The sequence below is a fragment of the Paraburkholderia sacchari genome (genome assembly GCF_000785435.2).
Classification (GTDB): domain Bacteria; phylum Pseudomonadota; class Gammaproteobacteria; order Burkholderiales; family Burkholderiaceae; genus Paraburkholderia; species Paraburkholderia sacchari.
The window spans coordinates 560,656-577,642 of the sequence record NZ_JTDB02000002.1 but is presented as its reverse complement, the minus strand read 5'-3'; the positions used below and the strand labels follow the sequence as shown (position 1 = coordinate 577,642).

18 protein-coding genes and 1 tRNA gene are annotated in these 16,987 nt (G+C 63.5%); 14 read left to right on the top strand and 5 right to left on the bottom strand.

Going from position 1 to position 16,987, the window contains the following annotated elements; all coding sequences use genetic code 11:
- Positions 1-108 precede the first annotated feature (108 nt).
- The 6 genes from NH14_RS09420 (at position 109) to NH14_RS09395 (ending at position 5,727) form a co-directional block, all read left to right on the top strand.
- Positions 109-1,626 carry an RNA polymerase factor sigma-54 gene (locus NH14_RS09420; protein ID WP_035523836.1) on the top strand — a complete coding sequence of 506 codons (1,518 nt, stop codon included), beginning with the start codon at positions 109-111 and terminating at the stop codon, positions 1,624-1,626.
- Between the two features lie 180 nt (positions 1,627-1,806).
- Positions 1,807-2,163 carry a ribosome hibernation-promoting factor, HPF/YfiA family gene (gene hpf, locus NH14_RS09415; protein WP_035523833.1) on the top strand — a complete coding sequence of 119 codons (357 nt, stop codon included), beginning with the start codon at positions 1,807-1,809 and terminating at the stop codon, positions 2,161-2,163.
- A 424-nt stretch (positions 2,164-2,587) separates the two neighbouring features.
- Positions 2,588-3,043: a PTS IIA-like nitrogen regulatory protein PtsN gene (gene ptsN / locus NH14_RS09410; RefSeq protein WP_035523831.1), complete on the top strand. Its 456-nt coding sequence runs from the start codon at positions 2,588-2,590 to the stop codon at positions 3,041-3,043.
- Positions 3,044-3,082: 39 nt separating this feature from the next.
- On the top strand, positions 3,083-4,051 hold the full coding sequence (gene hprK / locus NH14_RS09405; protein WP_027795920.1) for an HPr(Ser) kinase/phosphatase: 969 nt from the start codon (positions 3,083-3,085) through the stop codon (positions 4,049-4,051).
- Positions 4,052-4,153: 102 nt separating this feature from the next.
- Positions 4,154-5,047 carry an RNase adapter RapZ gene (gene rapZ, locus NH14_RS09400; RefSeq protein WP_035523828.1) on the top strand — a complete coding sequence of 298 codons (894 nt, stop codon included), beginning with the start codon at positions 4,154-4,156 and terminating at the stop codon, positions 5,045-5,047.
- Positions 5,048-5,088: 41 nt separating this feature from the next.
- The gene (locus NH14_RS09395; protein ID WP_035523825.1) at positions 5,089-5,727 is read left to right on the top strand and encodes an LON peptidase substrate-binding domain-containing protein; all 639 of its coding nucleotides are present in this window, start codon (positions 5,089-5,091) and stop codon (positions 5,725-5,727) included.
- A 22-nt stretch (positions 5,728-5,749) separates the two neighbouring features.
- Here the strand turns inward: NH14_RS09395 and mutY are convergent, their stop codons facing one another.
- Positions 5,750-6,874, bottom strand: a complete 1,125-nt coding sequence (gene mutY, locus NH14_RS09390) for an A/G-specific adenine glycosylase (RefSeq protein WP_084225204.1) — start codon at positions 6,872-6,874, stop codon at positions 5,750-5,752.
- Positions 6,875-6,901: 27 nt separating this feature from the next.
- On the bottom strand, positions 6,902-7,732 hold the full coding sequence (gene mutM / locus NH14_RS09385) for a bifunctional DNA-formamidopyrimidine glycosylase/DNA-(apurinic or apyrimidinic site) lyase (RefSeq protein ID WP_035523823.1): 831 nt from the start codon (positions 7,730-7,732) through the stop codon (positions 6,902-6,904).
- A gap of 132 nt (positions 7,733-7,864) precedes the next feature.
- On the opposite strand from mutM, the gene NH14_RS09380 reads away from it, so the two are divergent.
- The 8 genes from NH14_RS09380 (at position 7,865) to hisC (ending at position 15,222) form a co-directional block, all read left to right on the top strand.
- Entirely contained in the window at positions 7,865-9,748 is a 1,884-nt protein-coding gene (locus tag NH14_RS09380; protein WP_035523821.1) for a tetratricopeptide repeat protein, read from the top strand.
- A gap of 86 nt (positions 9,749-9,834) precedes the next feature.
- Complete coding sequence (lolB, locus tag NH14_RS09375; RefSeq protein ID WP_052147886.1) at positions 9,835-10,422, top strand: lipoprotein insertase outer membrane protein LolB; 588 nt, start codon at positions 9,835-9,837, stop codon at positions 10,420-10,422.
- A gap of 66 nt (positions 10,423-10,488) precedes the next feature.
- The gene (gene ispE, locus NH14_RS09370; RefSeq protein ID WP_035524097.1) at positions 10,489-11,394 is read left to right on the top strand and encodes a 4-(cytidine 5'-diphospho)-2-C-methyl-D-erythritol kinase; all 906 of its coding nucleotides are present in this window, start codon (positions 10,489-10,491) and stop codon (positions 11,392-11,394) included.
- Positions 11,395-11,444: 50 nt separating this feature from the next.
- Positions 11,445-11,521: transfer RNA gene (locus NH14_RS09365), tRNA-Gln, on the top strand.
- A gap of 64 nt (positions 11,522-11,585) precedes the next feature.
- Positions 11,586-12,542 (top strand): ribose-phosphate pyrophosphokinase, encoded by a 957-nt coding sequence (locus tag NH14_RS09360; protein WP_035523817.1) that lies wholly within the window; start codon positions 11,586-11,588, stop codon positions 12,540-12,542.
- Between the two features lie 172 nt (positions 12,543-12,714).
- Positions 12,715-13,320, top strand: a complete 606-nt coding sequence (locus NH14_RS09355) for a 50S ribosomal protein L25/general stress protein Ctc (protein WP_035523812.1) — start codon at positions 12,715-12,717, stop codon at positions 13,318-13,320.
- Positions 13,321-13,470: 150 nt separating this feature from the next.
- Complete coding sequence (pth, locus tag NH14_RS09350; protein WP_035523810.1) at positions 13,471-14,073, top strand: aminoacyl-tRNA hydrolase; 603 nt, start codon at positions 13,471-13,473, stop codon at positions 14,071-14,073.
- A gap of 69 nt (positions 14,074-14,142) precedes the next feature.
- Positions 14,143-15,222: a histidinol-phosphate transaminase gene (gene hisC / locus NH14_RS09345; protein WP_035523807.1), complete on the top strand. Its 1,080-nt coding sequence runs from the start codon at positions 14,143-14,145 to the stop codon at positions 15,220-15,222.
- Between the two features lie 85 nt (positions 15,223-15,307).
- Here the strand turns inward: hisC and NH14_RS09340 are convergent, their stop codons facing one another.
- From NH14_RS09340 to rsmD, 3 genes are all read right to left on the bottom strand, one after another.
- Positions 15,308-15,565: a YfhL family 4Fe-4S dicluster ferredoxin gene (locus NH14_RS09340; protein WP_035523806.1), complete on the bottom strand. Its 258-nt coding sequence runs from the start codon at positions 15,563-15,565 to the stop codon at positions 15,308-15,310.
- Between the two features lie 150 nt (positions 15,566-15,715).
- Positions 15,716-16,210 (bottom strand): pantetheine-phosphate adenylyltransferase, encoded by a 495-nt coding sequence (gene coaD / locus NH14_RS09335; protein WP_035523803.1) that lies wholly within the window; start codon positions 16,208-16,210, stop codon positions 15,716-15,718.
- 111 nt (positions 16,211-16,321) lie between these two features.
- Positions 16,322-16,987, bottom strand: a complete 666-nt coding sequence (gene rsmD, locus NH14_RS09330) for a 16S rRNA (guanine(966)-N(2))-methyltransferase RsmD (RefSeq protein WP_035523801.1) — start codon at positions 16,985-16,987, stop codon at positions 16,322-16,324.

Genomic DNA, 16,987 nt, shown 5'->3' with positions numbered 1-16,987 from the left:
TTCGCGCTTGCAGCCACCCTGCACACTTCGCCAGGGCACGCGCGTTTTCGCGTATGTCGCGCGGTATCGCGAGCGTGGCAAACTCTTTACAATGAATCGCACACTGCCATGAAAGCCAGCCTCCAACTCCGCCTCTCGCAGCATCTCGCGCTGACCCCGCAGCTACAACAGTCGATCCGGCTGCTGCAGCTGTCGACGCTCGAACTGCAACAGGAGGTCGCCACGGCGATCGCGCAGAACCCGTTGCTTGAAAACGAGGACGACTGGATCGCCAGCCCGCTGCGCGTGGCGGCGGACGGCTCGGTTATCGCCCAGCCGCCGGCGCCCTCGGGCGCCGAGCCGATGCAGGGCGCGGGCAACGGCACAAGCTCGTCCGCCAGCGGCAGCGAAAGCGGCGAAGGCGACCCCCAGGGCGTGGACGAATACGACGGCCTCGGCGGCGACACGAACGGCGAGGCAAGCCAGTGGAACCTCGACGACTATGGCCGCTCCGGCAGCGCCTCCGACGACGACGACCTGCCGCCGCTGCAAATTCACGAATCGACCACCACGCTGCGCGATCATCTGATGGCGCAGTTGCGCGAAACCAATGCGAGTCTGCGCGACCGCGCACTCATTACGTTCCTGATCGAATCGCTCGACGAAGACGGCTATCTCTCAACGACCTGCGACGAGATTCTGGCCGACCTCCCCGACGAGCTGGAAGTCGACGCCGACGAACTGAACGCGGCGCTCGCGCTGCTGCACAGCTTTGATCCGGCGGGCGTAGGCGCGCGCTCGGCTTCGGAGTGCCTGAAGCTGCAGTTGTTGCGCGTCACTTCGTCGCCCACGCGCACGCTCGCCCTCGAAATCGTGTCGAATCATCTGGAACTGCTGGCTGCGCGCGACTTCACGCGTTTGCGCAAGCAACTGAAGGCCGGCGACGACGAATTGCGCGAGGCGCACACGCTGATCCGCTCGCTCGAACCGTTTCCGGGCGCGGCGTACGGCAAAGCCGAAGCCGACTATGTGGTGCCGGATATCATCGTGAAGAAGTCCGGCCAGAGCTGGCACGCCGAACTCAATCCGGAAGTGGTGCCCAAGCTGCGCATCAACCACCTGTACGCCAACATCCTGCGCAACAACCGGGGCGACCCGGGCAGCGGGTCGCTGCGCCAGCAGTTGCAGGAGGCGCGCTGGCTCATCAAGAACATCCAGCAACGCTTCGAGACGATCCTGCGCGTCGCGCAGGCGATCGTCGAGCGTCAGAAGAACTTTTTCGTGCACGGCGAGATTGCCATGCGCCCCTTGGTTTTGAGGGAGATTGCTGATACGCTGGGCCTACACGAATCTACTGTCTCGCGTGTGACAACCGGTAAATACATGCTGACTCCATTCGGGACACTTGAATTTAAGTACTTCTTCGGATCGCATGTCTCAACGGACACGGGAGGCGCAGCATCGTCTACCGCCATTCGTGCCCTCATCAAGCAACTCATAGGAGCCGAGAACACCAAATCCCCTCTTTCGGACAGCCGCATAGCCGAACTGCTGGCGGAACAGGGTTTCGTGGTTGCGCGACGCACTGTCGCGAAGTACCGCGAGGCGCTGAAGATCCCAGCGGTTAATCTGCGCAAGTCTCTTTAAGCCTGTTCCGGACATTTGCGGAATGGGCATTTTCCGGCCGCGGCGCCAGTTGGCGGAGATGGCCAGTCGAGCTTGCCCCCCCCGTGACGGCCTTTCGGGGAGCCGAACGACCTGGGCGAGTCAGTCGACCGGCACAGCCGCGCTTCACGCGTCACGCGGCCAATAGCCTGGAGAAGCACTATGAATCTGAAGATCAGTGGACACCATCTCGAAGTAACGCCAGCGTTGCGAGAATACGTGATCACCAAACTGGACAGGGTGCTAAGACATTTCGATCAGGTCATCGATGGCAATGTGGTCCTCTCGGTCGACAACCATAAGGAAAAGGACAAGAGACAGAAGGTTGAAGTGAACCTTCATCTGAAAGGCAAGGATATTTTTGTGGAAAGCGCGAACGGCGACATGTACGCCGCCATCGATCTCGTGGTCGATAAACTCGACCGTCAGGTCGTGCGCCACAAGGACCGCCTGCAAGGGCATCAGCACGAATCGCTCAAGTATCAGCCGGCCGCCCCGGTCGAAGTTCCGCCGCAATAACGCAGTGAACATCCGGAGTTGATTCAACCCCGATTGCTGGTGTGAGCGAGTGCGCGAGATCTGGTCTCGACCAGATCTCAAGCAGGCCGCCAACGAAGCCGCCCTCGTCGGGCGGCTTTTTCGTGGCCCTTGCTGTGCGCAGGGTCCGTATGTCCGGCATCGAACGGTGATAGAGAGTGCAACCGTGCAACAATGGTTGCGCCGATGCATGGCGCATCGCACCATCGGCCAGTACGCTTGCTCTATAATGGTCCAGTCACTTTCGGGGTAATACGTCCCCATGGTCCCGGCATCGCGCTGGTCGTGTCAGGCGAGGTACCGGCTGCGCAGGGTTTGTCCTGCGCGCAACAGTGTGCCGCCTCGCGCATCAGTTGCGCCGATTGTCGGGGTGAGGAGCATTCAGGCCACGTTTTCGCCTGCCAACATGAATCGTTTAGCCAAAATACTTCCCATCGAGAACGTCGTCGTCGGTCTGTCCGTTACCAGCAAGAAGCGCGTCTTCGAACAAGCTGGCCTGATCTTCGAAAACCAGAACGGCATCGCCCGCAGCACGGTCACCGACAATCTGTTCGCGCGCGAACGCCTCGGCTCCACCGGCCTCGGTGAAGGCGTGGCCATTCCGCACGGCCGCATCAAGGGCCTGAAGCAGCCGCTTGCTGCCTTCGTGCGGCTTGCCGAGCCGATTCCCTTCGAAGCGCCCGATGGCCAGCCCGTCTCGCTCCTCATTTTTCTGCTCGTGCCGGAACAAGCCACGCAGCAGCACCTTGAAATTCTGTCCGAGATCGCCCAACTGCTGTCGGATCGCGAAGCACGCGAACGGCTGCATACTGAGGAAGATCGCGAGACGTTGCATCGACTGCTCACCCAGTGGCAACCTTGATGTAACGCGCGGCTTTTTGCGCATTTAGCGCCAGGACTCATGGACACTTCCAGCATCAACGCCCAAAGCATCTTCGACGACAACGCCACCACGCTGAAGCTTAGCTGGCTGACGGGGCACGAAGGCTGGGAACGCGGCTTTTCAGCCGAGACGGTGGCAACGGCTACGGCTAGCGCAGACCTCGTCGGCCACCTGAACCTGATCCACCCGAACCGCATCCAGGTGCTCGGCGACGCCGAGATCCATTACTACCAGCGCCAGACCGACGAAGACCGCTCGCGCCACATGGCCGAGCTCATCGCGCTCGAACCGCCGTTCCTCGTGGTCGCCGACGGCATGACCGCGCCACCCGAACTGGTGCTGCGCTGCACGCGCTCCTCCACGCCGCTCTTCACCACGCCCATGTCGGCGGCCACGGTGATCGACAGCCTGCGCCTCTATATGTCGCGCATCCTGGCGCCGCGCGCGACGTTGCATGGCGTGTTCCTCGACATTCTCGGCATGGGCGTGCTGCTGACCGGCGACTCGGGCCTCGGCAAGAGCGAACTCGGCCTCGAACTCATCAGCCGCGGCCACGGCCTCGTAGCCGACGACGCCGTGGACTTCGTGCGCCTCGGCCCCGATTTCGTCGAGGGCCGCTGCCCGCCGCTCCTGCAGAACCTGCTCGAGGTGCGCGGCCTGGGTCTGCTCGACATCAAGACGATCTTCGGCGAAACCGCAGTGCGCCGGAAGATGAAGCTCAAGCTCATCGTGCAACTGGTGCGCCGGCCCGACGGCGAATTCCAGCGTCTGCCGCTCGAAAGCCAGACCGTGGACGTGCTCGGCCTGCCCATCAGCAAAGTCACGATCCAGGTGGCGGCTGGGCGCAACCTCGCAGTGCTTGTCGAGGCCGCCGTGCGCAACACCATCCTGCAATTGCGTGGCATCGACACCCTGCGCGACTTCATGGACCGCCAGCGTCTGGCCATGCAGGATCCGGACAGCCAGTTCCCCGGCAAGCTGATCTGACTCGGCACGCGCGCCCATGACGCGCGATCTGTGCGCCGCAGCGTCATCACCGGCGCATAGATCGAATGCTATGATGACCCAATCGGGTTCATCCTCTTTCTCATGCGTATCATCCTGATCACCGGCATTTCGGGCTCCGGCAAGTCAGTGGCGCTGAATGCGCTCGAAGACGTCGGCTATTTCTGCGTCGACAATCTGCCTCCGCGCTTTCTGCCGCAGCTTGCCCAATATCTCGCCGCAGACGGCTACGAGCGTCTCGCGGTTGCGATCGACGCGCGCTCGAGTTCCTCGTTCGAGGACATGCCGGAAATGATCCGCGACCTCGCACGCACGCATGATGTGCGCGTGCTGTTCCTCAATGCGAGCACGCAATCGCTCATCCAGCGCTTTTCGGAGACGCGGCGCCGCCATCCGCTTTCCGGGTCCGTCGCGCATGACGCCAACGTCGGCATGCTCAAGTCGCTGGAAGAGGCCATCGAGCACGAGCGCGAACTGGTCGCCAATCTTGCCGAATTCGGCCATCAGGTCGACACGAGCAACCTGAGCGCCAACGCGCTGCGCCAGTGGATCAAGGTATTCGTCGAGGGCGGGCGCGGCTCGCTGATGCTCACCTTCGAATCGTTCGGCTTCAAGCGCGGCGTGCCGCTGGACGCAGACCTCGTGTTCGACGTGCGCACGCTGCCGAACCCGCATTACGACGCTCGCCTGCGGCCGCTCACTGGGCTCGATGCGCCCGTGATCGAGTTTTTGAACGCGCAGCCGGCCGTCCATGAAATGATCGACGATATCTACGCGTTCGTCGCGAAATGGCTGCCGCATTTCCGCGACGACAACCGCAGCTACCTGACCGTCGCGATCGGCTGCACCGGCGGCCAGCATCGCTCGGTCTACATTGCCCAGACGCTCGCCACACGCTTTGCCGGCGAGTCGAACGTCATCGTGCGTCATCGCGACGCGCCACTCGACGTCGGAGAATCGTCCCGGCTGATCGCCTAACGCGGCCGCGTCGCGCGGCCCTTAACCGAAAGCGTTGCGCCATGTCCTCTTCTCCTGCCGTGCTCGCCGATTTGCCGCTCTTTCCGCTGCATACGGTGCTCTTCCCCGGCGGCTTGTTGCCGCTGAAGATCTTCGAAGCGCGCTATCTGGACATGGCGCGCGAATGTCTGCGCGAGAAAACGCCGTTCGGCGTATGTCTGATCAAGAGCGGCGCCGAGGTCGCGCAACCCGACGAAGTCGCCGCAGTGCCCGAAAGCGTGGGCTGTCTCGCCGAAATCGAGCAGTGCGATGTCGAAACGTTCGGCATGCTGCACATTCGCGCGCACGGCACACGGCGCTTCCGGCTGCTCTCGCATCGCGCGCAAGCCGACGGCTTGCTGGTGGGCATGGCCGAGCCGCTACCCGAGGACATTCCGCTCGAAGGCGCGGAGCATCTAGCGCGCTTCGGCGCGTGCGCGGAGGTGCTGGAGCGCATCATCGCGACGATCCGCGAGCGCGATGCGGCGAGCTTGCCGTTCGCGGAGCCGTTCCGCTTCGACGATCCGTCGTGGGTTTCCAACCGGCTCGCGGAGGTCCTGCCGATCGCATTGCGCGCGCGGCAGAAGCTGATGGAGCTTAACGACGCCGGTGCGCGCATCGACGTCGTGCATCACTACATGCAGCAGCATCAGTTGCTGTAGCGCTCACTGCCTGCGTTTTTTCTCAGATCAACGAACCGCGCAGGCCGTCGAGCAGCTTGCGCACCGGCGCGGGCACACCGTACGCGTCGATCTCGCGCAGCGAGACCCACACCGTTTCAGCCTCATTCGCCGCGAGCGCGGCGCCCTTGCGTTCCAGCTCGATCATGCGCGGCTCGATGTCGAGCTTGAAGTGCGTGAACGTATGCGTGAGTGACGCGAGCGGCGCAGCCTTCGCGCTCGCGCCGAACATTAGCGCGCGATCGGCCAGCGCCGCTTCGCCGGCGGCTTCGGGCAAGCTCCAAAGACCGCCCCAGATGCCCATGGGCGGGCGCTTCTCCAGCATCACCGCGTCGCCGTCGAGCAGCAGCACGAGCATCCACGTGCGGCGCGTTGGCACGGCCTTTTTCGGACGCGCAGCGGGCAACTGGCGCTGGCGGCCCGTCGTCTTCGCCACGCAATCGCCCGCAAAAGGGCAGCGCTCGCAATCGGGCTTGCCGCGCGTGCACAGCGTCGCGCCAAGATCCATCAGCCCTTGCGTGTAGGCGCTGACGTCAGCGTCGCTGGCATCGGCGCCCGGCACGAGCGATTCGGCAAGCGTCCACATTGCGTTCTCCACGCGCTTTTCGCCGGGAAAGCCTTCCACGCCGAACACCCGCGCCAGCACACGCTTCACGTTGCCGTCGAGAATCGTCGCGCGCGCGCCGAACGCGAACGACGCGATCGCCGCCGCCGTCGAGCGGCCGATGCCGGGCAAATCGGCGAGCCCTTCGACCGTCGATGGAAACCGGCCGCCGTGCTCCTGCGCGACCACCTGAGCGCATCGATACAGATTGCGCGCACGCGAGTAGTAGCCGAGCCCGGCCCACAACGCCATCACGTCGTCGATGGGCGCGGCCGCAAGCGCCTCGACCGTGGGAAACCGTTCGAGAAAGCGCGCGTAATACGGAATCACCGTGGAAACCTGTGTCTGCTGCAGCATGATTTCCGACAGCCAGATGCGATAAGGGTCGCGCGTGTTCTGCCATGGCAGATCGTGGCGGCCGTGTTCGCGTTGCCAGGCTATCAGGCGCGGCGCGAAACTCGCGAGCAGGTCGTCCGGATACGTGCCTGGAGCGGGCTTTTCGGTAGAAGCGGATGAAAGATACATGGAAGAACTTGCAGGAAGGGCTTGCAATCAGCGCTGACAGCGCGGACAGAAATAAGTGGACCGCTGGCCCTGCACGATCTGTTTGATCGCCGTGCCGCACACGCGGCAGGGCTGGCCCGCGCGGTCATAAACGAAGTATTCGAGCTGAAAGTAACCGCTTTCGCCATTGCTGCCGACAAAATCGCGCAGCGTGCTGCCGCCCTTCTCGATTGCCGAGGCCAGCACGGCGCGCACGGCGTCCGCGAGCAGCTCGTAGCGCGCGAGCGAGACGCGGCCCGCTGCCGTGGTCGGCCGGATGCCCGCGCGAAACAGACTTTCCGATGCGTAGATATTGCCGACGCCGACCACGATGTCGCCTGCGAGCAGCGCCTGCTTGACGGACACCTTGCGGCCGCGCGTCTCGCGAAACAGCAGCGCGCCCGAAAATGCAGGCGTAAACGGCTCGATGCCGAGGTTCGCGAGGAGCGGATGGCCAAGCACGTCGCCCGCCTCGCGCGGATGCCAGAGCACGGCGCCGAAGCGGCGCGGGTCGCGAAAACGCAGTGTGAAGTCGTCGAAGAACCAGTCGACGTGATCGTGCTTCTCCGCGGCCGGCGGCTTTGGAAGATTGCGTAACACGCGCAGCGTGCCGGTCATGCCAAGATGGACGATGAACCAGCCCTCGTCGACCTCGAACAGCAAGTACTTGCCACGCCGGCCCACGGAACGAATCGTGCGCCCGCGCAGCGTGCGCGCGAGCGCGGCCGGCACGGGCCAGCGCAGGGCCGGATTGCGCACCTCGACGCGCTCGACGCGGCGGCCCGCTACCCACGGCTCGATGCCCCTGCGGGTCACTTCAACTTCTGGCAGTTCTGGCATGTCTAAAAGGGGTGGAAGGTTGTGCCGGAACAATCCGGCGAACGTAACCGGGCTGGTCTGCAACTTGCGTCGCCGTTGTGCGCGTATTGTATCCAGCGCGTTACAATCGACCGAAACATTCGACGGAATTCCATGGAACTGTCTTTCGTAAAGCTGTTTGCGAAGCGCTCGCTGCGGGGCTTCAAAGCGGGCTCCAGGGCGGCAGCGCCGCGTCTGCGCGAAGCGCGTCAACTACGCGTGCCGGGTCCCCGGCGCCTGATCGGCGCAGCGGTGCTCGCAGCGTGGGCGTTGACCACGTCGAGCGCGTACGCGCAGGATCAGGCCCCCACCTCGGACGACACTTCCGTCACCATGCCGGATGTGTTCGGGCCCGCTTCGCCCGACGAAAAGAAGGACCTGCCGGGCGTCGCGCTATCGAGCCAGATCGTCTTCCAGGTGCTTGCCGCTGAAATCGCGCTGCAGCGCAATCAGCCGGCGCCGGCCTATCAGACTTATCTCGCACTCGCCCGCGACACGCACGACCCGCGCATGGCGCAGCGCGCGACGGAAATCGCGCTCGCGGCGCAAAGCCCCACCGACGCGCTCACCGCCGTGCAGCTCTGGCAACAGTACGCGCCGGATTCGGAGCGTGCGGCGCAGCTCGACGCCTCGCTGCTCGTGCTTTCCGGCAGGCCCGCCGAGGCGCAGCCATTGCTCGCGCGCGAATTGGCCCGCGTGCCGGCGGACAGCCGCGGCCAGGCACTGCTTTCGCTGCAGTTGCTGCTCTCGCGCGGCCCGAATCGCGCCGGCGGCCTCGAAGTGCTCAAAACGCTGCTCAAGGACGACATGAACCGTCCCGAGGCGCAGCTCGCTCTCGGCCGCCAGCAACTGCTCGTCGACGACGTGCCGGCCGCGCGCAAGTCGTTCGAACAGGCGCTATCCATCAAGCCCGACTACCTGCCCGCCGCGCTGATGCTCGCGCAGATGGGCCCGGAAGAGCGCCAGGAAGGCATCGCGTCGATCGAAAAATATGTTCGGCAGAATCCGAAGTCGCGTGAAGGACGTCTTGCGCTCGCGCAAACCTACCTCGCATCGGACCGCCTCGAGGACGCGAAAAAACAGTTCGAGTTCCTGCACAAGGCCAATTCGACGGACCTGATGCCACTGATGGCGCTCTCGCTCATCGACGTGCAGCAGAAGAAGTACGACGAGGCCAGGCAATATCTGGTGCAGTACACGCAGGTGGCAGAAAAGACGCCGGGCGCGGACCCGGGCCAGGGCTACATCTATCTCGCGCAGCTCGCCGCCGAGCAAAAGGACGACGCGGGTGCGCAGCAGTGGCTCAACAAAATTCAGCCCAACAGCCAGCAATACGTGCCCGCACAGATTACGCGCGCGCAGATGCTCGACAAGCAGGGCAAGATCGACGAAGCGCGCCGCCAGCTCGCGAGCATCCAGTCCGACGACCCGCGCGACCAGGCGCTGATCGCGCGTACAGACGCAGCTATCCTGTTCGACGCGAAGCGCTATCCCGAAGCGGAAGCGCGTCTCGCCAAGGCTACCGCCAACTTCCCGGACGACCCCGATCTCACCTATGACTACGCCATGGCCGCGGAAAAGACCGGTCACTTCGAAGTCATGGAAGCGCAGTTGCGCAAGCTGATCAAGACGCAGCCCGACAACCCGCAGGCCTACAACGCGCTCGGCTATTCGCTCGCGGACCGCAACCAGCGCCTGCCGGAAGCGGACAAGCTGGTCGAAAAAGCTTCGTCGCTCGCCCCTGACGACGCGTTCATCATGGACAGCGTGGGCTGGGTGAAGTACCGCATGGGCGACAATGCCGACGCCATCAAGCTATTGCGCAAGGCCTACAGCCTGCAGCCGAACGCCGAGATCGGCGCGCACCTCGGCGAGGTGCTGTGGAAGAACGGCGACCAGGACGGTGCGCGACAAGCCTGGCGCGAGGCGCGCAAGCTCGAACCCGACAACGACACACTCCTGAAGACGCTCAAGCGCTTTCAGGTCAACGATCTCTGATGGCTGAATTTCAACCGCATCGCCGCCCAACCGCCACTGCCGCTGCGAGACGCTCCTCGCGTCTGACCCCGCGGCCGGCGCTGGGCATGGCGGCGGCCGGGCTGCTCGCCGGATTGCTTACGCTCGCGGGTTGCGCGACGCAAGCGCCGCATGAGCCGTCCACGGCTCGCGCCACGACCTCGCTCACCACGCAAACGAGCCGCGCCTACCATGGCCGCTTCGCCGTTCAATACGACGACCAGAACGGCCAGCAGCGCAACGCCTACGGCAATTTCGACTGGCACGAGGCCGATTCGACCGTGACACTGCAGCTGCTCAATCCGCTTGGGCAGACGCTCGCCATCGTCACGTCGTCGCCGGCCGCAGCCACGCTCGAATTGCCGAACAAGCAGCCGCTCACCGCCGACAACGTCAGCACGCTGATGCAGCAGGCGCTTGGCTTCGCGCTGCCGGTGGAAGGCTTGCGCTACTGGCTGCAGCCGTCGGTCGCCCCCACGTCGCGCGCCCACACGACGCCCGACGCGAAAGATCCGCAGCGTCTCGCACAGATCCAGCAGGACGGCTGGACCATCGACTATCTCGCCTACGCAGACGCGCCCGCCACCGGCGTCAAGCGCGTGAACCTCGCGCGCGACAACCCGCCGCTTCAGATCAAGCTCGTGCTCGACCAGTAAAGGAATTGCGCCCGTGCGGCGGCAAGCGCGATGTGCGCCCGCCGCCGCACGGCGCTTACCAGCATCATGACCGAAACCCAGGACTCGCTGCGCGACTGCCTCGCGCCCGCGAAACTCAATCTCTTCCTGCACATCACGGGTCGCCGGCCCAACGGCTATCACGACCTGCAAACCGTCTTCCAGTTGCTCGACTGGGGCGACACGCTGCATTTCACGCGCCGCCTCGACGGCCGTATCGCGCGCACCACGGAAGTCGACGGCGTCCCCGCCGAGCACGACCTCACCGTGCGCGCCGCGACGTTGCTCAAGCAACATACCGGCACGAACGAAGGCGTCGAAATCGACATCGAAAAGCGTCTGCCGATGGGTGCGGGGCTTGGTGGCGGTAGCTCCGATGCGGCCACCACGCTGCTCGCGCTCAATCGCCTGTGGAAGCTCAACCTGCCGCGCGAGGAATTGCAGGCGCTCGCGCTCAAACTCGGCGCCGACGTGCCCTTCTTCATATTCGGGAAAAATGCGTTCGCCGAGGGTGTTGGAGAGGCGCTGGAGGCTGTACAATTGCCCCCGCGCCACTTTTTGGTGGTGACGCCGCGAGTTCATGTTCCTACCGCTGAAATTTTTTCAGAAAAGTCGTTGACAAGGGACACAAGAACCTGCACAATAGCAGTCTTTCTTGCACAGCAACTTGCAGGTAGCAAGCAGCAGAAGGGATGGCCAGATAGTTTCGGTCAAAACGATATGCAAGCGGTTGTCGCAGGAAAATACGCGGAAGTAGCGCAGGTGCTCAGATGGTTTGAGAGTATCTCAAACAGCATCGCACCAGCGCGGATGACCGGGTCGGGCGCGAGTGTTTTCGCAGCGTTCGCCAGTCGGGCTGAAGCAGAAGTTGCGCAAGTGCAGCTTCCGGCAGACTGGAGAAGCGCAGTGACGTCGAGCCTGGACACACATCCACTCTTCGCTTTCGCGGCATAGTTTTGCGTGGCTGATCGTCCTACCGATCAGTCAGGCTCGAAGTTGAGTGTAGGGGAGTCGCCAAGTTGGTTAAGGCACCGGATTTTGATTCCGGCATGCGAGGGTTCGAGTCCTTCCTCCCCTGCCAAAAATTCTAAAGCAGTTCACCCAAGTAGTTCCTCTCGCCCCCCCAAGTCCGCAGCAGGTGCATGATGAGCAGCCATGACGGCCTGATGGTTTTTACTGGCAACGCGAATCCCGCGCTTGCACAGGAAGTCGTCAAGATCCTCGGTATTCCCCTCGGTAAGGCTATGGTTAGCCGCTTTTCCGACGGTGAGATCCAGGTCGAAATCCAGGAAAACGTGCGCGGCAAGGACGTCTTCGTCCTTCAGTCGACCAGCGCGCCGACCAACGACAATCTGATGGAACTGATGATCATGGTCGATGCGCTCAAGCGCGCATCCGCAGGCCGGATCACCGCAGCCATCCCCTACTTCGGCTATGCCCGTCAAGACCGCCGCCCCCGTTCGGCGCGCGTCGCCATCTCGGCGAAGGTCGTGGCGAACATGCTGGAAATCGCGGGCGTCGAGCGGATCATCACGATGGATCTGCACGCTGACCAGATCCAGGGTTTCTTCGATATTCCCGTCGACAACATCTACGCAACGCCCGTGCTGCTCGGCGATCTGCGCAAGCAGAACTACGAGAACCTGCTGGTCGTTTCGCCGGACGTCGGCGGCGTGGTGCGCGCCCGTGCGCTCGCCAAGCAGCTGAACTGCGATCTCGCGATCATCGACAAGCGTCGCCCGAAGGCGAACGTCGCCGAAGTAATGAACATCATCGGTGAAGTCGAAGGCCGCACCTGCGTAATCATGGACGACATGGTCGACACCGCCGGCACGCTCTGCAAGGCAGCGCAAGTGCTCAAGGACCGCGGCGCGAAGAAGGTGTTCGCGTACGCCACGCACCCGGTTCTCTCGGGTGGCGCGGGCGAGCGCATCGCCGCTTCGGCGCTCGACGAACTGGTCGTGACCGACACCATCGCGCTGGGTGAAGAAGCCCGTTCGTGCGCGAAGATCCGTTCGCTCACGAGCGCGGGTCTGCTGGCGGAAACGTTCTCGCGTATCCGCCGTGGCGACTCGGTGATGTCGCTGTTCGCGGAAAGCTAAAGAGATTCGCGCCGAAGCGCGGCATTCGCAAGGATGCCGCGCTTCGGTGTAATCGGCGCAAGCGAACGAAGGTTTGCGCCGCATCGCAGGGGGCCTTCTGGCGGATATCCAGCCGAAAGGACCCCGTTTTATTTACTGCCTGGTCGCGGGCAGTGCATCAACTGAGAACATCATGAAAGTCATCGCTTTCGAACGCAATCTGCAAGGTACGGGTGCGAGCCGCCGCCTGCGCAATGCTGGCAAGACCCCTGGCATCGTTTACGGTGTCGGTTCGGAGCCGCAACTGATCGAGCTCGATCACAATGCGCTGTGGCACGCCCTGAAGAAGGAAGCCTTCCACTCGTCGATTCTCGACCTCGAAGTGGCCGGCAAGTCGCAGCAAGTCCTGCTGCGCGACGTGCAATACCACCCGTTCCGTCAGCTCGTGCTGCACGTGGACTTCCAGCGTGTCGATCCGAACAAGAAGATCCACACGAAGGTGCCCCTGCACTTCATGAACCAGGAAACCAACCCGGCTGTGAAGCTGGGTGGCGCGATCATCTCGCACGTTCTGGCTGAAATCGAAGTCCAGTGCCTGCCGGGCCAACTGCCGGAATTCCTCGAAGTCGACCTCGCGAAGATCGAAGCCGGCCAATCGCTGCACGCCAAGGACATCACGCTGCCCGCAGGCGTCACGCTGGTTCCCCACGTCGAAGCCGAAAACCCGGTGGTCGCGTCGGCACCCGTGCCGGCTGGCGCTCAAGCAGCTGCTGAAGGCGAAGAAGCAGCGGCTGAGTAAGCGCCCGGCAACAAATAAGCTGATCCTCTCGATCCGTTTCAAAGAAACGGACGACGTGACCCGCCGCGGTTCGCCCCGGCGGGTTTTTTTTCGCGGTTTTTTCGTACACTTGGCGGTTGTTTCAACGAATTCTGCAGGCGGAACACCATAATGATCAGGTTGATCGTCGGGCTCGGCAATCCGGGCGCCGAATACACGGCAACGCGCCACAACGCCGGCTTCTGGCTCGTGGACCAGCTCGCGCGCGAAGCCGGCACGACGCTGCGCGATGAGCGGCGTTTCCATGGCCACTATGCGAAGGCGCGCCTCTACGGCGAGGAAGTGCATCTGCTCGAGCCGCAGACGTATATGAACCGTTCGGGCCAATCGGTCGTCGCCCTCGCGAACTTCTTCAAGATCTTGCCCGACGAGATCCTCGTCGCGCACGACGAACTAGACCTGTCGCCCGGCACCGTCAAGCTCAAGCTCGGCGGCGGAAGCGGCGGCCACAACGGCCTGAAGGACATTTCCGCGCATCTGTCGACGCAGCAATACTGGCGCCTGCGCATCGGCATCGGCCATCCGCGCGATCTGATTCCCGAAGGTGCGCGCGCGGGCGCCAAGCCCGACGTGGCGAACTACGTGCTCAAGCCGCCGCGCCGCGAAGAGCAGGACGTGATCGACGCGTCGATCGAGCGCGCGCTCGCCGTGATGTCCACTTTCGTGAAGGGCGAGGCCGAGCGCGCGGTCATGCAGTTGCATCGCAACGGCTAATCTCAGCGCTCATTGCGTTCATCGCGTCCATCCTCTGCAAGCCACCTCGTAGTATCGAAGGAGAGCAACTTGAGTCGTTACTGGAGTGACATCGTCCACCGCCTCGTGCCTTACGTGCCGGGCGAACAGCCCACGCTCGCGAAGCCGGTGAAGCTCAATACCAACGAGAACCCGTACCCGCCCTCGCCGCGCGTGCTCGAAGCGATTCGCGCCGAACTCGGCGAGACGGCCGAGTCGCTGCGCCGCTATCCGGACCCGGTCGCCAAGCGCCTGCGCGCGGCCGTGGCCGCGCATCACGGCATTCGCTCGGATCAGGTGTTCGTGGGCAACGGCTCCGACGAGGTGCTCGCACACGCGTTCCAGGCGCTGCTCAAGCACGACAAGCCGATTCTCTTTCCTGACATCACGTACAGCTTCTACCCGACCTACGCGCGCCTTTACGGTGTCGAGTACCGCACGGTGCCGCTCGACGCGCAGTTCGCGATTCGTGTCGACGACTACCTGCCCGCGAATGGCGCAACGAATGGCGGCGTGATCTTCCCGAATCCGAACGCGCCCACGGGTCACGCGCTGCCGCTCGCGGAAGTCGAGCGTCTCGTGGCGGGCAACGCCGATTCCGTTGTGGTGCTCGACGAGGCCTATGTCGATTTCGGCACGCAATCGGCCATCGCGCTGATCGACCGCTACCCGAATCTGCTGGTCGTGCACACGACCTCGAAGTCGCGCTCGCTCGCGGGCATGCGCGTGGGGTTCGCGTTCGGCCACGCCGATCTGATCGACGCGCTCAATCGCGTGAAGGACAGCTTCAACTCGTACCCGCTCGACCGCCTCGCGCAAGCCGCGGCAACCGCCGCCTACGAGGACGCCGAGTGGCTGGAAACCACCAGCAAGCGGGTCATGGAAAGCCGCGAGCGGCTGACTGCGGCGCTCGCGGCGCTGGGCTTCGCGGTCGTGCCCTCGGCGGCCAATTTTGTGTTCGCAAGGCATCCCGCGCACGACGCGGCGCACATTTCCGCAAAGCTGCGCGAGAAGGAAATCTTCGTGCGCCACTTCAACGCGCCGCGCGTAAGTCAGCACCTGCGTATCTCGATCGGCACTGACGACGAATGCAACGCGTTGATCGACGCCCTGAAAACGATCGTCGGTTAAAAGATCCGCTTGAAATAAAAAACGCGCCTCGATTGAGGCGCGTTTGTCATTTCTGCGCGGTTTTTATTCCAGAACCGCCAGTGTTTCAAGCATTCTTCGCCGCGGTAAGCGCACGGTACTTCTCCATCAATTGCTCGTGCGATTCCACATGCTCCGGATTTTTCGGAATGCACTCGACGGGACAGACCTGGATGCACTGCGGCTCATCGAAGTGGCCAACACATTCGGTGCATTTGTTCGGATCGATCACGTAGATTTCCGGGCCCATCGAAATCGCACCGTTCGGGCACTCGGGCTCGCAGACGTCGCAATTGATGCACTCGTCGGTAATCATCAGGGCCATACTACTCTCGCGTTTCCCTTCAAAAACAATTAATTATAGCGCTGCGGCCCGGGCCATGCCGGGCCTTCGGAATACGCGGCCACTTGAAGAAGGCAAGAAAGCAGCGCCGCACCAATGATGAGATACGCGCCGCTTTAACTCAGGCGTGGGTCACGCCGGGCCGCCGAGTGCGGCCACTTTGTCCTGGAGTCGCTTTTCCACCGAGGGAAACACAAACTTGCTGACATCGCCGCCCAATTGGGCGATTTCGCGCACGATCGTGCCCGAAATGAACTGATATTGATCCGATGGCGTCATGAACATCGTTTCAACGTCGGGCAGCAGATAGCGGTTCATGCCGGCCATCTGGAACTCGTATTCGAAGTCCGACACGGCGCGCAGGCCGCGCACGATCACGCGTGCATTGTTGTTGCGCACGAAATCCTTGAGCAGGCCCTTGAAGCTCATCACCTGAACGTTCGGATAGTGGCCCAGCACCTCATGCGCAATGTCGAGCCGCTCTTCGAGCGAGAAGAACGGCTTCTTGGCGCGGCTGTCGGCGACACCCACCACCAGCGTGTCGAAAATGCTCGACGCGCGCCGCACGAGATCTTCGTGACCGCGCGTGAGCGGATCGAACGTACCGGGGTACACGGCGACTACCATGAGGCTTCTCCTCTCAACTGAAATGGGGCGCAATGCGCGATTGGTACGCAGCATGCGCAAGTGCCTGCGTGGCGCCAGAATTCGCCCGCCCGCTTCCTTATCGAACGCGCATTATTCCTCATTTTCGCGTTGCAGCAAATGATAGCGAACCGCCCCCGCCTTGCCCTCGCGTACCACGCTCCAGCCCGCCAGCGCGGGCTGCGCCGCGGGATCCACAGGTTCGCCCGACTCCACATAGAGCCAGCCATCGGGCGCGACGAGCGGCGCAGCCAGTTCGAGCGAGCGCACGAGCAGCGCGGCGTCGCCAAACGGCGGATCGAGGAACACGACGTCGAACGAGCCCGGCGCGAGGTTGGCGGCGAGGCGCAGCGCGTCGGCTTCGGCCACTTCGATCATGCGCGCGGCCAGGTGCGCCTGGTTCGCGCGCAATTGCGCGGCAGCGCGCGCATTGCGCTCGACCATCACCACGCGCGCCGCGCCGCGCGACGCCGCTTCGAAGCCGAGCGCGCCGCTGCCCGCGAACAGGTCGAGGCAGCGCTGGCCCTCGAGGCGCTGGCCGAGCCAGTTGAAGAGCGTTTCGCGCACGCGGTCGGGCGTAGGTCGCAGGCCCTCGAGATCGAGCACCGGCAACGGCGTGCGCTTCCAGTCGCCGCCGATGATGCGGATCGTGTGGGTGCCGCCGGCGCGGCCGGCTTGCGCACCGGGTTTTGCGCCGGATTTCGCACCACGAGTGGCGTGGGCGCCCTGCGGGCGAGGGGAAGATGATGAACGAGGCAT

Excerpts from the sequence above, each read along its gene's own strand:
- NH14_RS09420 (WP_035523836.1), top strand. The coding sequence starts at position 109 with ATGAAAGCCAGCCTCCAACTCCGCCTCTCGCAGCATCTCGCGCTGACC.
- hpf (WP_035523833.1), top strand. The coding sequence starts at position 1,807 with ATGAATCTGAAGATCAGTGGACACCATCTCGAAGTAACGCCAGCGTTG.
- ptsN (WP_035523831.1), top strand. The coding sequence starts at position 2,588 with ATGAATCGTTTAGCCAAAATACTTCCCATCGAGAACGTCGTCGTCGGT.
- hprK (WP_027795920.1), top strand. The coding sequence starts at position 3,083 with ATGGACACTTCCAGCATCAACGCCCAAAGCATCTTCGACGACAACGCC.
- rapZ (WP_035523828.1), top strand. The coding sequence starts at position 4,154 with ATGCGTATCATCCTGATCACCGGCATTTCGGGCTCCGGCAAGTCAGTG.
- NH14_RS09395 (WP_035523825.1), top strand. The coding sequence starts at position 5,089 with ATGTCCTCTTCTCCTGCCGTGCTCGCCGATTTGCCGCTCTTTCCGCTG.
- mutY (WP_084225204.1), bottom strand. The coding sequence starts at position 6,874 with ATGTATCTTTCATCCGCTTCTACCGAAAAGCCCGCTCCAGGCACGTAT.
- mutM (WP_035523823.1), bottom strand. The coding sequence starts at position 7,732 with ATGCCAGAACTGCCAGAAGTTGAAGTGACCCGCAGGGGCATCGAGCCG.
- NH14_RS09380 (WP_035523821.1), top strand. The coding sequence starts at position 7,865 with ATGGAACTGTCTTTCGTAAAGCTGTTTGCGAAGCGCTCGCTGCGGGGC.
- lolB (WP_052147886.1), top strand. The coding sequence starts at position 9,835 with ATGGCGGCGGCCGGGCTGCTCGCCGGATTGCTTACGCTCGCGGGTTGC.
- ispE (WP_035524097.1), top strand. The coding sequence starts at position 10,489 with ATGACCGAAACCCAGGACTCGCTGCGCGACTGCCTCGCGCCCGCGAAA.
- NH14_RS09360 (WP_035523817.1), top strand. The coding sequence starts at position 11,586 with ATGAGCAGCCATGACGGCCTGATGGTTTTTACTGGCAACGCGAATCCC.
- NH14_RS09355 (WP_035523812.1), top strand. The coding sequence starts at position 12,715 with ATGAAAGTCATCGCTTTCGAACGCAATCTGCAAGGTACGGGTGCGAGC.
- pth (WP_035523810.1), top strand. The coding sequence starts at position 13,471 with ATGATCAGGTTGATCGTCGGGCTCGGCAATCCGGGCGCCGAATACACG.
- NH14_RS09340 (WP_035523806.1), bottom strand. The coding sequence starts at position 15,565 with ATGGCCCTGATGATTACCGACGAGTGCATCAATTGCGACGTCTGCGAG.
- coaD (WP_035523803.1), bottom strand. The coding sequence starts at position 16,210 with ATGGTAGTCGCCGTGTACCCCGGTACGTTCGATCCGCTCACGCGCGGT.
- rsmD (WP_035523801.1), bottom strand. The coding sequence starts at position 16,987 with ATGCCTCGTTCATCATCTTCCCCTCGCCCGCAGGGCGCCCACGCCACT.